Genomic DNA, 13,867 nt, shown 5'->3' with positions numbered 1-13,867 from the left:
GGCGCGCAAGTGTGCCGGCACCGCGGTGCCGCACGCCATGGCGCGTCAGGCAGCGCCACCGTGCGGTGCGCGTTGCCTCAAGGTGGCGCCGGGGGGGCGCGCTTCGGACACCAGGCGCGCCAAGGTCCGATCAAAGCGCTGCAGGAAGTCGCTCATCTCGGCATGGCTGGTCTCCGACAGCTGCCAAGCCGTGGGCACGAACAGGCGGCCGTTCATCTCGGTGAGCACGGGCAGCGGCGAAATGCTGTTGACCACGCCAAAGAGTTGCGCCGCCCGCACGCTTGCACCGGGTTCGTTGACCGCATTGGCATCCCCGAGGCTGGTCGCGTGACAGCTGATGACAGGGAAGCGCTGCTTGCGCTTGAGTTGCACGCCGATGTGGCCGATAAGGGTGCGGCCCAGCCAGGGCACCAGCTCGTCCCACAGATAGGTCCAGCACATCTCGCGGCGCTCGTAGCGGGCCTGGCCTTCACGGATGCAGGCGTCCACCGAGCGCAGCCGCTCGGGCCAGGGCTTGTGCGCGTCCTGCTCGATGACCAGGAAGGCGCCCACGTGGTTGCCCCACAGTGGGCCGTGCCCTGCCTCCGGCGGATAGAAGCGCCGCAAGTTGACCGAGATACGGATGACGGCGGCGGCCTGCGGATCGTCGGGCGCCTGCTCCAGAAAGGTCTGCGTCAACGCGGCGATCAGCAAGGTATTGAGCGAGACGCCCGCCTGGCGGGCCAGGGCACGCAGCTCGGCGGTGCCGGTGGTGGCCTCATACAGGCGCAGGCCGGTGGTGGAATAGTGCAGGCCCAGGCGCGTGGGCACCTGCTGGATGTGCAGCGTGGCCAGGCGGCGCGCCTCGGCCACCTTGTGACGGCGCGCCTTGAGCAGCTGACGCGGCCATTGCCACCAGCGATGCGGCGCGATCGAGCCGATCATGGCCGGTGCTTCCAGCGGCATGGGCTCCAGCGACTGGCCGTTGAGACCGCGCAGGATCTGGCGTACCAGCTGCACCATGGTCATGCCATCGGCCAGGATGTGGGGCACGCCAAACAGCAAGGCGGGCTGCTGGGGGTGGGGGGCGAAGCGCACGCGTAGGCCCAGGCCCCGCTCCAGAGGCAGCACTTCGTTGATGAGTTGGCGCTGCCAGGCTTCGACCTGCGCCGGGTCGCCCAGGTCCACCTGGGTGTCGATGCGAAAGGCCCAGTCAAAGAGCTGATCGACGATGTCGTCGTCGGGCAGGATGCGCAGGTGGTAACGGTGCCAGCCCGGCTCCAGCTTGGCGCGCAGCTTGGGATAGGCTGTGACCAGCTCGCGCATCACGCGGCGCACGGCGGTCACGTCCACGGGTCCATCGAGCCGGATCAGATAAGGCTGGACCATGGTGGCCGCCAGCCCTTCGATGGCGGCGTAGCCGTGCTCGGTGCGATTGAGGGGAACGATGTCGCCAGTCAGGAAAGCCATGCGCTCGATGCTGGCAGATGGAAGGGGGACAGCGGCTCATGGCTTGTGCGGAGAGCCCCCCTGAATGAGCAGGCCTGCTCGCGGTGCGCCGCCCGAACCTCGCTGAGAGCACGCCCAGACGCCATGCGTGCGGGGACTGCCTACAATCGGAGGATGACTGCTGCCCACACCCCTGCGATTTCGCTCCCGCCCCTGGCCAACGACCGCTTCCTGCGGGCCTGCCTGCGCTTGCCCACCGACTGCACACCCGTGTGGCTGATGCGCCAGGCCGGACGCTACCTGCCCGAGTACCGCGCCACGCGCGACCAGGCCGGCAGTTTCATGGGCCTGGCCACAAACCCGGAGCTGGCCTGCGAGGTCACGCTGCAGCCGCTGCGCCGCTACGACCTGGACGCCGCCATCCTGTTCAGCGACATCCTGACCGTGCCCGATGCCATGGGCCTGGGCCTGAGCTTTGCTGCCGGAGAAGGCCCGAAGTTCGCCAAGGTCGTACGTGACGAAGCCGCCGTGGCCGAACTGGCCGTGCCCGACATGGACAAGCTGCGCTATGTGTTCGACGCGGTCGGCACCATCCGCAAGGCCCTGGCCGATGAGAACGGCGTGGGCAAGGTGCCGCTGATCGGTTTCTCAGGCAGCCCGTGGACCCTGGCCTGCTACATGGTCGAAGGCGGTGGCTCGGACGACTACCGCCTGGTCAAGACCCTGATGTACCAGCGCCCCGACCTGATGCACCGCATCCTGGCGGTCAATGCCGATGCCGTCGCGCTGTACCTGAACACCCAGATCGAAGCCGGCGCGCAGGCCGCGATGATCTTCGACTCCTGGGGCGGCGTGCTGGCCGATGGCGCTTTCCAGCAGTTCAGCCTGGCGTACACCAAGCGCGTGCTGTCGCAGCTGAAGAAAGAGCACAACGGCTACCGCATCCCGCACATCGTCTTCACCAAGGGCGGTGGCATCTGGATCGACGAGATCGCCGACAGCGGCTGTGACGTGGTCGGTCTGGACTGGACCATGAACCTGGGCAAGGCCCGTGCGCAAGTCGGCGACCGCGTCGCCCTGCAAGGCAATCTGGACCCGAACGTGCTGTTTGCCCAGCCCGAGCAGGTGCAGGCTGAGGTCATCAAGACCCTGGACAGCTTCGGCAAGCCGTCGGCCACGTCTGGCCACATCTTCAACCTGGGCCACGGCATCAGCCAGTTCACCCCGCCCGAAAACGTGAAGGTGCTGGTGGATACGGTGCACGCGCACAGCCGCCAGTTGCGCGACTGAGTCACCAGACTGACGGGCCGGGGCGGACGCTCGCCCCGCGCCAGGGCCTCAGGCCTTGTCGCGGCTGGCCATCAAGGCAGCCAGCAGGATCAGGGCGCCACCCGCCAGCACCGTTGGTCGCAGCACCTCGCCGCCCAGCCACACGGCCGAACCTGCGGCAAACATCACCTCGGTGAGCATGACCACCGACGTGATGTGCACAGGCAGGCGCGAGGCGCCGAACTGCAAGGCCATGTTTCCGATCAGAAAGAGCGAGCCCAGCGCCAACGCCTGCCACAGCCAGGTCAGTTGCAGCGGTGGCCAGGGTGGGATCACTCCCTGAACGGCCAGCACCGTGCCCATCAAGGCCGGCAAGGTGATGCCGCCGAGGAACATCGCCAGAGCCCGCGCCGACGTCGGCTGCGCCGCCTGGCGCCGTAACACCACATTGGTGAGCGCAAAGCCCATGCCGCCCAGCAGGCCCAGCCAGTCGGCCAGCCCCTGGAAGGCGGGCCAGCCGCCCTCGACCGGCCGCAAGACCAGCAAAGCCCCGCCCAAGGCCAGGCCCACGCGCACAAGCGCCAGGCCCGTGATGCGCTCACCGAGCAGCCACCAGGCCAGGCCGACCGCCCACAAGGGCATGAGGTAGAACAACAGCACCACGCGCACCACCTCACCGGAGCTCACGCCCCAGTTGAAAGCGGCGTTGGTGGCCCCGGAGGCCAGCGCCAGCACCCACAACGCCGGCGTGCGGCACACCGTGGCCCAGGCCTGCGGGCGCGTCAGCGCGATCACGGTACCGCCCAGCGCGAAAAACAGCAGCGTGGCCCACAGCGGGTGCAGCCCCTGCGCCTGCAGGTGACGCAAAGGCCACCACGACAGCCCCCACACGAAGGCGTTGAACAACAAAGCCAGATACGGCATGCAGGCTCAGCGGCGCTCCACCACCATCGGGCTCAGTTGCAGGGCTTCGCGGGCCTGTGCCGCGGCCACGACCGCATCCTCACGGGTGGCATAGGGCCCTACCTTCAGCTTGTAAAGCGAGGCCTCGTGGAACACCGCCAGCATCGGCAGCAGATCGGCCAACTCGTTGGAGACGCGCTGCTGCAAGCGATCGACCCCTTCGCGCTGGCGCAAGGCGGCCAGCTGCACATAAAAGCCCCGCTGCGCCGGGGTGTGGGCGCGCGAAGGCGGGGGCGAAGGCGGCACCGACGCGTCCGACACACGTTCAGGCACCAGGGCCGCAGGCGTGGACACCGCCGCGACCTCGGCGACATCGGCGTCGGCCGGCTCCGGCTCGCTGCCCCAGACGCCCCTGCGGATGTCATCGAAGGTCAGGCGCGTGACCTCGACCTGTGCGTTGCCCGCCGAGGCCATGCCCAGCTTGACGGCGGCGGCATAACTCAGGTCGATCACCCGCGAGGCATGGAAAGGCCCACGGTCATTGATGCGCACGATGATGGACTTGCCGGTTTTCAGATGACGCACGCGCGCGTAGCTGGGGATGGGCAAGGTGCGGTGGGCGGCAGTCAGGCCGTACATGCTGAACAGCTCGCCACTGGCGGTGCGGCGGCCATGGAATTTCGTGCCGTACCAAGAGGCCACGCCCTGCTCGCGCCACGGCACGTCGTCGGCGATCGGCTCGTAGGACTGGCCCAGCACCGCATAGGGCTTGTTCGGCCCGCCCTTGCGGATGGGCTCGATGCGCGGCAACGGGTCGGGCAGCGTGGCCAGATCGGCCGGGGCCTGGGCAGGCGCTCCGTCGCGCTGAGAAGGCGTCGCGGTGCGCGGCTCCGGGCCACTGGCGCACCCGGCCAGCAAGGCGGCCACACACAGTGGCAGCCCCCAGGTCAGGAGGTGAGCGGTGGAACGTTGCATGGTTCGCACGATAACCGATCTGAGCATCACATGCCTCGGTGGCCCGCGAGCGACCCGGCCCCAGGCGGCACAATGTCGCCGTCATCGATCTTTCGGGAACACACGCCATGTCAGAGCCAACGGACCGCCTCGTCGACCACCCTTTCGATCATCCTTTCGAGCGCGGCATGCGCAACCGCCGCGCCGCCCTGGGCGATGCCTGGGTGGACAAGTCCGTGGCCAAGGCCAATGCCTTCAACGCCGGCTTCCAGCACTTCATCACCGACTACGCCTGGCATGGCGTGTGGGGCCGCCCCGGCCTGGACTGGAAGACCCGCCGTGTGCTGGTGATGGCCGTGACCTGCGCCCTGGGCCGCTGGGACGAGTTCGAGATCCACATGCGCGGCTCGCTCACCCCCGGCAACGCCCACACCCTGACCCCGGCCGAGGTACGCGAAGCCCTGTTTCAGATCGCCATCTATGCCGGCGTGCCGGCGGCCAACACGGGTTTTTCGAAGGCCCTGGGCATCATGCGCGAACTGGGCATCGAGCCCCCGCCCCACCCGGCCGACCAGTCGTGGCACCCCGGCGTGGGCCGCTCGGTGTTCACGCGCAGCCGCCCCAAGCTGCACGCCACGGTACGCGACGCCCGCAGCGACACGCCACGCCACACCGTGATCCTGAGTCACGCCTTGGGGCAAGACAGCGCCATGTGGGACCTGGTGGCCAACGAACTGGCCGCCACCTGCCGCGTGATCTGCCCGGACACGCGCGGACACGGCCGCTCGGCCCTACCCACCGGCGCCCTGAGCCTGGACGACCTCGCCGATGACGCCGCCCGTCTGATCGACGAGGTGGCTGACGGCGAGCCGGTGATCTGGGTGGGCCTGTCGATGGGCGGACTGATCGGCCAGGCACTGGCCATGCGCCACCCCGGCAAGGTGAAGGCCCTGGTGCTGGCCAACACCACCAGTGGCTACGACGACGCGGGGCGCGCGGCCCTGCAGCAACGCATCCAGACGGTCGAACAAGAGGGATTGGAGGCCGTGGCGGAAGGCACGATGGCGCGCTTCTTCAGCGAGGCCTTCCGCGCCAGCCAGACCGCTGCCGTGCAGCGCCACCAGCGCCTGCTGCTGGCCACAGACCCCGAGGGCTACACCGCCTGCGCCGCCGCCCTGGGCGAAGCAGACATGACGGCGCACCTGGGCCAGATCCGCGTGCCCACCCTGCTGCTGGCTGGCGGCGAAGACAGCAGCACGCCACCCGCTGGCATGCAGGCCATGGCCGCCGCCATGCCCCATGCGGAATGCGTGACCCTGCCAGGGTGCGCCCATCTGAGCGCCGTGGAACAGCCCTGGGCCTTCACCGACCTGGTTCAAGCCTTCATCGACCAACTGGGTTGATCCACGGGGCGACGTGCGTCGCCCTGGCCTGTACTGGGCGTACCCGCGGGCCACGCGCCCAGAAAAAAACCCGCCGCAGCGGGTGAGTCACAGCGGTGCCGCCGGAGCGGCCTCCTTGCCCTCAGGCTGCGTGGCGGCGACGCGCGCACACCAAGCCGACCAGCCCCAAGCCCATCAAGGCATACGTGGCAGGCTCAGGCACGGCCGTCACCAGAACGGGGGCTGCGCTCACAAAGTGAACGGTGTTGCCCATTGAAGGCAGGCCGTAGGTGCCCCCCACGTTGCCCAAGCTGAGCATGATGGGGGTTTGCTGGGCGATGGTGGCCAAGGTGGCGGCACTCAGGCCCGCACCCGACAGGGTCAACACGGCCGACTGTCCTTCAACGAAGCTGGTGCCGGCAAAGTCGATGTTCCAGTTGTAGGCATACCCGACATCCTTGATGAATGGGGTGGCGCTGTAACCGGCCCCTTCCACCAATGCAGCGCCGGACAGGCTGGCCAGCGTGCCGGCGGGCGCCTTGATCCACAACGCGTCCACCACATTGCCCTCCGTCGACAAGGCGGCGAAGGTGTGATTGTTCTGCTGCAACGTCAGCTGCACGCCATTGCCACCAGCCAAGTCACTGATGGTCAGCTTGGCCACGCTGTAGTTCAGCGTCTTGGTATCGAAGGCGTTGTCGGGCGTGGCGGTATTGAAGAAGGTCTTGAAATCAATGGTGTAGCTGTCGGCCCAGGCCGATGAGGACACCGAACCAAGCACGGCCAACGCAGCAGCCACGAGGGTCTGACGGCCAATGGGTTTCATGTGTACTCCTTCCAAAATCCGCATCGCCGGGACAGCCGACGACGCCGCAGGGTCATTACGTCAGTCGATGGTATGCAAGCGCCGCCGTCATGTGTCACGGGTTCACCCTTGAAACCCTTGAACGGGGGGCACCGTTCCGGCAGCCAATGGAACATCCCGCGACAAACCGCGGCGCGCGCCGTGCACTATCCTTGCACCCCTGCCCGCCCGTACGCTTGCGCTGCCCCCCCCGATGTCCTCCCCCGCCGATTCCGCCGCCCCCACCATGAACCCGGCCCAGATGGCCGCCGTGCAGCACCTCGACAGCCCCTGTCTGGTGCTGGCGGGCGCCGGTTCGGGCAAGACGCGCGTGATCACGCACAAGATCGCGCGCCTGCTGCAGCCCGGCCCGGGCGCTGACCTCAAGCCGGCCGAAATCGGCGCCATCACTTTCACCAACAAGGCCGCCGCCGAAATGCGCGAGCGCGTCAAGGGCCTGATCGGGCCGCGGGCCGCGGGCAAGCTGCTGGTGTGCACCTTCCACTCGCTGGGCGTGAAGCTGCTGCGTGAAGACGGCGCGGCGCTGGGACTGAAGCCCAGCTTCTCCATCCTGGACAGCGACGATGTCACCAGCATCCTGCGCGATGCCGGCGGCACCACCGACGCCAAGCTGGCGCGCAGCTGGCAGTGGACGATCAGCCTGTGGAAGAACAACGGGCTCAACAGCGCCCAGGCGCTGGCTCAGGCCCAGGATGACGACGAACAGGTCGCCGCGCGGGTGATGAAGCTCTACGAAGAGCGCTTGCTAGCCTACCAGGCGGTGGATTTCGACGACCTGATCGGCCTGCCCATGAAGCTGCTGGCCGAGCACGAACAGGTGCGCGCCAAGTGGCAGCGCCAGCTGCGTCATGTCCTGATCGACGAGTACCAGGACACCAACGCCACGCAGTACGAACTGCTCAAGCTGCTGCTGGGCCCCGAAGGCATCTTCACCGCCGTGGGCGACGACGACCAGTCGATTTACGGCTGGCGCGGCGCCACGCTGGACAACCTCAAGCGCCTGCCACAGGACTACCCCAACCTCAAGGTCATCCCGCTGGAGCAGAACTACCGCTCGACCTCGGCCATCTTGCGCGCGGCCAACCACGTCATCGCCACCAACCCCAAGCTGTTCCAGAAGACGCTGTGGTCGGACCTGGGCGAAGGCGAGCCCGTCAAGCTGATGATGTGCGACAACGAAGAGCACGAGGCCGAGCGCGCCGTGGCCCACTTCCAGCTGCTGCGCAGCGGCCTGCTGGAACGCCACCCAGGCGATCCGAGCAAGACGGACTGGTCGAACTTCGCCATCCTCTACCGCGCCAACCACCAGGCCCGTCCCTTTGAGCAGGCGCTGCGCAAGGCCAACATCCCCTACAAGGTCTCCGGTGGGCAGAGCTTTTTCGACAAGGCCGAGATCAAGGACCTGTGTGCCTGGCTTCGCCTGCTGCTCAACAACGACGACGACCCGGCGTTTTTGCGCGCGGTGACGACCCCGAAGCGCGGCATCGGCCACCAGACCCTGGGCACCCTGGGTGAGTTCGCCGGCAAGTGGAAGGTCAGCCTGTTCGAGGCGCTGTTCTCCGACTCGCTGCACGCGGCGCTCAACAAGCGGGCGCTGGACGGCCTGCATGAGTTCGGGCGCTATGTGAACGACCTGGAGTACCGCGCCCGCCACACCTACGGCAGCGAAGAGGCCAAGACGCTGCTGCTGGAGTGGCTCAAGGACATCGGCTACGAGCAGCACCTCTACGACAACGAGGAAAACGAGAAGGTGGCGGCGGCCCGCTGGACCAATGTGCTCGATTTCATCGACTGGGTGGCCAAGCGCTGCGGCGGCCAGATCGAGAACGATGGTGGCCTGTCGGTCGAGACCGAAAAGAAGAGCGTGCTGGAGATCGCCCAGCTGATCTCGCTGATCACCAGCCTGGCCGAACGCAACGCCGAGCAGAACGTGGTGACACTGTCCACCCTGCACGCCTCGAAGGGTCTGGAATGGCCGCATGTCGTGCTGGCCGGGGTCAACGAAGGCTCCCTGCCCTTCTCACGCGAAGAGGGCGACATCACGCCACAGCAGGTGGAAGAAGAGCGTCGCCTGATGTACGTGGGCATCACGCGCGCCAGATTGACGCTGGGGGTGAGCGTGCTCAAGCGCCGCAAGAAGGGGCGCGAGTACGTGCAAGCCACGCCCAGCCGCTTCATTGCCGAGATGAAGTTGGACGAAGGCGGCGTGCCGAAGGAAGACCCGCGCGAAAAGCTCAAACGCCTGCGCGAGGAAATGGCCGCCAAGGCCAAGGCCTCTCAGGCTGCCGCGCGGGCCTTTGACAATCAGTGAGTACCCACTCACATTGGTGAATCGAAGGCCTGTCGCCACGAACGGACGAAAAAAAACCCGAGACCATGATCTCGGGTTCGGAATCCGTTTGAACGGTAAAGTGGAGAGACAAAAGAAACAAGCAGTGGTGTGAGCCTTCTCGTTTCGAAAAGTTCCACGCTGCTGTGACTGATTGTATCTGGCGTGACATAGTTACGCAATAGCGTGTCAAAACGCAGCACGGTCGTACCCGACTGCATCGCAAAGGACAGATTTCAATGGAATGCACGATCAACTGGCAACCGGCCTCCGGCATGGCCTTCATGGCGGAAACCGGCAGCGGCCACATCATCAACATGGACGGCGCCCCCGAGGGCGGTGGCCGCAATCTGGCCCCGCGTCCGATGGAAACCGTGCTCGCGGGCACAGGCGGCTGCACGGCCTATGACGTGGTGCTGATCCTCAAGCGTGGCCGCCACGATGTGCGCGGCTGCCAGGTCAAGCTCACCGCCGAACGCGCCGACACCGACCCCAAGGTCTTCACCAAGATCAACATGCACTTTGTGGTGACCGGCGTGAACCTGATGGAAACCGCCGTGGCGCGCGCCATCCAGATGTCGCACGAGAAGTACTGCTCGGCCTCGATCATGATCGGCAAGTCCGCCGAGATCACGACCAGCTTCGAGATCGTGGCAGCCTGAACGGGCCCGATCCGGCCCGACCGCCCTGCCCGACTCAGATCCGGTGCGCCACCGTCGTCATGACCTTGGCGGCCAGGCGCATCAGGCCCTGCACGGGCTTGGGCAGGGGCACGCCGCCGGCGCGCTCAGCAGCGTCGGCATGCTGCACCTCGTCGTCGCGCATCTGCGCCACGATGGCGCGTGAGGACTGGTCGCCGACGGGCAGACGGTCCATGTGGCTGTTGAGGTGGTGCTCCACCTGACGCTCGGTTTCCACGACGAAACCCAGGCTGATTTTGTCGCCGGCTTTGGCGGCCAGCAGGCCGATGCCGAAAGCACCGGCGTACCACAGCGGGTTGAGCAAGCTGGTACGGCTGCCCAACTGCTTCAGCCGCTGCTCGGTCCAGGCCAGGTGGTCGGTTTCTTCGCGGGCGGCCTCGTCGAACTGGGCTTTGAGCACCGGGTCGTTGGTGCCCCAGGCCTGCGAGGCGTAGAGGGCCTGCGCGCACACCTCGCCCACATGGTTCACCCGCATCAAGGCGGCCGACAGACGCTTGTCTTCGTCGCTCAGATCCCCATCGGGCTGCGCCGCCTGAGGGCAGGGGCGTGAGGCCTGGTGCTCGGCAAACACCGTGCGCAAGGCCGTGTCGAAGGACATGATCAGGCGGTCCATGCCGTCGTGGCGGATGGGCGAAGCAGACGTGGGCGTGTTCATGGCGGTGAATGTTAACCCCGGGCGGCCTGCGCCGGCTTGCTTTGCATCAGCGATGCCGCCGCTTGGACTCAACGCTGCATCAAACCGCGGCTGCGCGAGATGGACAACAAGAGCCCCAAGGCCAGACCCAGCGTGACCATGGCGGTGCCACCATAGCTGACGAAGGGCAAGGGCACCCCCACCACGGGCAAGATGCCACTGACCATGCCCAGGTTGACGAAGGCATAGGTGAAAAAGCTCAACGCCAGACTGCCCGCCAGCAAGCGCGAGAACAGCGTGGGCGCCTGAGAGGCGATGTACAAGCCGCGGAAGATCAAGGCCACAAAGCCGGCCATCAGCACCAGGCAGCCGATCAGACCGTGCTCCTCGGCATAGCCAGCAAAGGCAAAGTCGGTGGTGCGCTCGGGAATGAACTCCAGGTGGGTCTGCGTGCCCTGCATGAAGCCCTTGCCGGTGATGCCACCCGAGCCGATGGCGATCATGCCCTGGATGATGTGAAAGCCCTTGCCCAGCGGGTCGGCCGTCGGGTTGAGCAGGGTGCACACACGCTGCTTCTGATAGCCATGCAGCACCACCCAGTCCCGCTCCGGTTCACACAGGGTGTCCTGGTAGCCCACGATCAAGCTGATGCCGATCACGCCAGCCAACAGCACCGGCAAGATCAAGCGCCAGCTCAGACCGGCAAAGAAGATGACGTACAGACCGCCGGACAGCACCAGCAAGGACGTCCCCAGATCGGGCTGCTTGAGCACCAGCCCAACCGGCAAGAGCAGCAAGGCCCCTGCGGCCGCATAGTCCAGGCTGCGCAGTTGCCCTTCGCGACGCTGAAACCACCAGGCCAGCATCAAGGGCGTGGCGATCTTGAGGATCTCGGAAGGCTGGATGACGATGCCGACATTGAGCCAACGCGTGGCCCCCTTCTTGGTGATGCCAAACAGCGCGGTCGCCACCAGCAACACCACCCCAAGGGTGTAAAGAGGCACCGCCAGCGCCATCAAACGCTGCGGCGGCACCTGGGCCACCACGAACAGGATCACGGCGCCCAGGAGCATGTTGCGCCCATGCTCGATGAAGCGGGTGCCGTGGTCGAAGCCCACCGAGTACATGTTGACCATGCCCAGCAGACACATGAACACGACGATGCCCACGAAAGGCAGGTCAAAGCCCTGGAACACAGGGGCCAGGCGCTGCCACCAAGAGGGCTTGGCAAAGGCGACGTTCATGGTTGCTCCCGTGAAGCGGCAGGGGCCACCCCCAACACACCCGAGGGCGCAGGCGCCGTGGGCTGGGGCGACTCAGGTTGAGACGGTGCCGAGGGGGCAAGCGGGGGCGCCGATGCCCCCCCACTCACCGAAGCGGGTGACGCCACCGGCGCTGGGGTCGCCGTGGGCACGGGCTCCTCGGGCGCATCGAAGGCATTGCGGCGTGGGGGCAGCGGCACGTCGGCCACGGGGCGCTGCTGGCCAATGGGCGCGGGAGCACGGCCCTGCTGCACGGCCACGATGTCTTCCTCACTGGGATACAGACCCAGAATCAGGTAGTCCAGCACACGGCGGGCGATGGGCGCCGCCGCCGCAGCGCCGAACCCCGCGTTCTCCACGATGATCGCCAAGGCCACGCGCGGGTTCTCGACCGGCGCGAACGCTTCGTACAAGGAGTGGTCACGTCGGTACTCCTCCACCTTGGAGGCCACATAACGCTCATTCTGGCGCAGGCCCACGGCCTGGGCCGTGCCGGTCTTGCCGCCACTGGTGTAGCCGGCCCCTGCAAACACCCGGGTCGAAGTGCCCTCTTGCGTGACGCCGTACATGGCTTCGCGGATCAATCCCGTGTGCCCAGGCTGGAAGGCGAGCGGCGTCTGAGGCTCGCGCTCGGGCGGGCGACGCTCACGCGTCACCACGTTCTCGATCTGGCGCACCAGGCGAGGCTGGAAGCGCTGACCATCGCTCACCACGGTAGACAGGGCCGATGCCACCTGCAACATGGTGAAGGTGTTGTAGCCCTGGCCGATGCCCAGCGAGATGGTTTCCCCGGCGTACCACTTCTTTTGCTCGGGGCGGCGATAAGCCTTGCGCTTCCACTCGGTCGACGGCAGGATGCCGGTCACCTCGCCGCGCAGATCGATGCCGGTGAGGCGACCAAACCCCAATTCCGACATCTCCTGGTGGATCAGGTCCACGCCCATCTCGTTGGCCAGGGAGTAGAAATAGACATTGCTGGACTCGACGATCGCGCGGCGCATGTTCATGGGCCCGCCCTTCTCGCCGGCCGGGCTGCGGAAGCGGTTGCCGCCGAACACGAAAACCCCGTTGTCCATGATCACCGTGCTGGCCGCGCGCTTGCCGGTGTGCAGCGCGGCCAAGGCCATGAAGGGCTTGTAGGTGGAGCCGGGCGGATAGGTGCCGCGCAAAGCCCGGTTCAGCAGGGGCTTGTCCGGCGACTCGTTGAGGGCCTTCCAGCTTTCGGTATCGATCCCGTCGACGAACAGGTTGGGATCGAAGGTGGGCTTGGAGACGAAGGCCAGTACCTCACCGTTGCGCGGGTCGATGGCCACCAAGGCCCCGCGCCGGTTGCCAAATAACCGCTCGATCAGCGCCTGCAGCTTGATGTCGATGGCCAGATGGACCGTGTTGCCCGGTGTGGCCGGATGCGAGCGCAGCAGGCGCACGGCACGCCCCCCGGCACTGGTCTCCACCTCTTCAAAACCGGTGATGCCGTGCAACTCACGCTCGTAGCTCTGCTCGATGCCCAGCTTGCCGATGCGCTCGGTGCCGCGGTAGTTGGCCTGCTCTTCATCAGGCCAGTCGAGCATGGCCTCGGCCTCGCGCTGGTTGATGCGGCCGATGTAGCCCAACACATGGCTGGCCAGCTCGCCGTAAGGATAGTGACGGAACAGGCGCGCCTGAATGTCCACGCCGGGGAAGCGGAAGCGCTGCGCGGTGAAGCGCGCCACCTCTTCGTCGGTCAACCGGGTGCGGATCGGGATGGACTCGAAACGCTTGGACTCCTCACGCAGTCGCTTGAAACGGCGACGGTCACGCGGCTGGATCTCGACGATCTCCGCCAGTGCGTCAATGGTGGCCTCCAGATCCTCGGTCTGCGAGGGCGTGATCTCCAGCGTGTAGGCCGAGTAGTTGTTGGCCAGCACCACACCATGACGATCGACGATGAGCCCGCGGTTGGGCACCACGGGCACCACGGCAATGCGGTTGTTCTCGGCCCGGCTGGCCAGGTCATCATGGCGCTCGATCTGCAGCACCGTGAGCCGGTACACCAGCAAGCCGAAACAGCACAACACGAACGCCGCCGCCGCCCACAAACGACGGCGGAACTGGCCCAGCTCGACATCGATGTTCTTGAGTTCGGTCATGGAGGCAAGCA

11 protein-coding genes are annotated in these 13,867 nt (G+C 66.6%); 4 read left to right on the top strand and 7 right to left on the bottom strand.

Going from position 1 to position 13,867, the window contains the following annotated elements; genetic code table 11:
* Positions 1-45: 45 nt before the first annotated feature.
* A complete protein-coding gene (locus WIT60_RS01650; protein ID WP_339582207.1) occupies positions 46-1,449 on the bottom strand; it encodes a hypothetical protein in 1,404 nt (467 codons plus the stop codon).
* A 153-nt stretch (positions 1,450-1,602) separates the two neighbouring features.
* Between WIT60_RS01650 and hemE the strand changes: the two genes are divergently transcribed.
* Positions 1,603-2,718: a uroporphyrinogen decarboxylase gene (gene hemE / locus WIT60_RS01645; protein ID WP_339582206.1), complete on the top strand. Its 1,116-nt coding sequence runs from the start codon at positions 1,603-1,605 to the stop codon at positions 2,716-2,718.
* A 48-nt stretch (positions 2,719-2,766) separates the two neighbouring features.
* On the opposite strand, the gene WIT60_RS01640 is transcribed toward hemE, so the two are convergent.
* Positions 2,767-3,621: an EamA family transporter gene (locus tag WIT60_RS01640; RefSeq protein WP_339582205.1), complete on the bottom strand. Its 855-nt coding sequence runs from the start codon at positions 3,619-3,621 to the stop codon at positions 2,767-2,769.
* A gap of 6 nt (positions 3,622-3,627) precedes the next feature.
* Positions 3,628-4,575 (bottom strand): septal ring lytic transglycosylase RlpA family protein, encoded by a 948-nt coding sequence (locus tag WIT60_RS01635; RefSeq protein WP_339582204.1) that lies wholly within the window; start codon positions 4,573-4,575, stop codon positions 3,628-3,630.
* A gap of 107 nt (positions 4,576-4,682) precedes the next feature.
* Between WIT60_RS01635 and pcaCD the strand changes: the two genes are divergently transcribed.
* A complete protein-coding gene (pcaCD, locus tag WIT60_RS01630) occupies positions 4,683-5,957 on the top strand; it encodes a bifunctional 4-carboxymuconolactone decarboxylase/3-oxoadipate enol-lactonase PcaCD (protein ID WP_339582203.1) in 1,275 nt (424 codons plus the stop codon).
* A gap of 121 nt (positions 5,958-6,078) precedes the next feature.
* Here the strand turns inward: pcaCD and WIT60_RS01625 are convergent, their stop codons facing one another.
* Positions 6,079-6,762, bottom strand: coding sequence for a PEP-CTERM sorting domain-containing protein (locus tag WIT60_RS01625; RefSeq protein WP_339582202.1), 684 nt, complete (start codon positions 6,760-6,762; stop codon positions 6,079-6,081).
* A 232-nt stretch (positions 6,763-6,994) separates the two neighbouring features.
* On the opposite strand from WIT60_RS01625, the gene WIT60_RS01620 reads away from it, so the two are divergent.
* Both WIT60_RS01620 and WIT60_RS01615 read left to right on the top strand, forming a co-directional pair.
* A complete protein-coding gene (locus tag WIT60_RS01620) occupies positions 6,995-9,112 on the top strand; it encodes an ATP-dependent helicase (RefSeq protein WP_339582201.1) in 2,118 nt (705 codons plus the stop codon).
* Between the two features lie 257 nt (positions 9,113-9,369).
* Positions 9,370-9,792 carry an OsmC family protein gene (locus WIT60_RS01615; protein WP_339582200.1) on the top strand — a complete coding sequence of 141 codons (423 nt, stop codon included), beginning with the start codon at positions 9,370-9,372 and terminating at the stop codon, positions 9,790-9,792.
* 34 nt (positions 9,793-9,826) lie between these two features.
* Here the strand turns inward: WIT60_RS01615 and coq7 are convergent, their stop codons facing one another.
* The 3 genes from coq7 to mrdA form a co-directional block, all read right to left on the bottom strand.
* Positions 9,827-10,444: a 2-polyprenyl-3-methyl-6-methoxy-1,4-benzoquinone monooxygenase gene (gene coq7 / locus WIT60_RS01610; protein WP_445207631.1), complete on the bottom strand. Its 618-nt coding sequence runs from the start codon at positions 10,442-10,444 to the stop codon at positions 9,827-9,829.
* Positions 10,445-10,554: 110 nt separating this feature from the next.
* Entirely contained in the window at positions 10,555-11,709 is a 1,155-nt protein-coding gene (gene rodA / locus WIT60_RS01605) for a rod shape-determining protein RodA (protein WP_339582198.1), read from the bottom strand.
* Positions 11,706-13,856 (bottom strand): penicillin-binding protein 2, encoded by a 2,151-nt coding sequence (gene mrdA, locus WIT60_RS01600; RefSeq protein ID WP_339582197.1) that lies wholly within the window; start codon positions 13,854-13,856, stop codon positions 11,706-11,708. The genes rodA and mrdA overlap by 4 nt, the downstream gene beginning before the upstream one ends.
* Positions 13,857-13,867: the final 11 nt, after the last annotated feature.

The sequence above is a fragment of the Aquabacterium sp. G14 genome, assembly GCF_037482285.1.
Taxonomy (GTDB): Bacteria; Pseudomonadota; Gammaproteobacteria; order Burkholderiales; family Burkholderiaceae_C; genus Aquabacterium.
The sequence above is the reverse complement of the archived record's forward strand: the minus strand, read 5'-3'. Positions and strand labels throughout refer to the sequence as shown.

Coding starts and splice junctions, on each gene's coding strand:
- WIT60_RS01615 (WP_339582200.1), top strand. CDS start 9,370: ATGGAATGCACGATCAACTGGCAACCGGCCTCCGGCATGGCCTTCATG.
- coq7 (WP_445207631.1), bottom strand. CDS start 10,444: ATGGACCGCCTGATCATGTCCTTCGACACGGCCTTGCGCACGGTGTTT.
- WIT60_RS01635 (WP_339582204.1), bottom strand. CDS start 4,575: ATGCAACGTTCCACCGCTCACCTCCTGACCTGGGGGCTGCCACTGTGT.
- WIT60_RS01650 (WP_339582207.1), bottom strand. CDS start 1,449: ATGGCTTTCCTGACTGGCGACATCGTTCCCCTCAATCGCACCGAGCAC.
- pcaCD (WP_339582203.1), top strand. CDS start 4,683: ATGTCAGAGCCAACGGACCGCCTCGTCGACCACCCTTTCGATCATCCT.
- rodA (WP_339582198.1), bottom strand. CDS start 11,709: ATGAACGTCGCCTTTGCCAAGCCCTCTTGGTGGCAGCGCCTGGCCCCT.
- hemE (WP_339582206.1), top strand. CDS start 1,603: ATGACTGCTGCCCACACCCCTGCGATTTCGCTCCCGCCCCTGGCCAAC.
- WIT60_RS01640 (WP_339582205.1), bottom strand. CDS start 3,621: ATGCCGTATCTGGCTTTGTTGTTCAACGCCTTCGTGTGGGGGCTGTCG.
- mrdA (WP_339582197.1), bottom strand. CDS start 13,856: ATGACCGAACTCAAGAACATCGATGTCGAGCTGGGCCAGTTCCGCCGT.
- WIT60_RS01620 (WP_339582201.1), top strand. CDS start 6,995: ATGTCCTCCCCCGCCGATTCCGCCGCCCCCACCATGAACCCGGCCCAG.
- WIT60_RS01625 (WP_339582202.1), bottom strand. CDS start 6,762: ATGAAACCCATTGGCCGTCAGACCCTCGTGGCTGCTGCGTTGGCCGTG.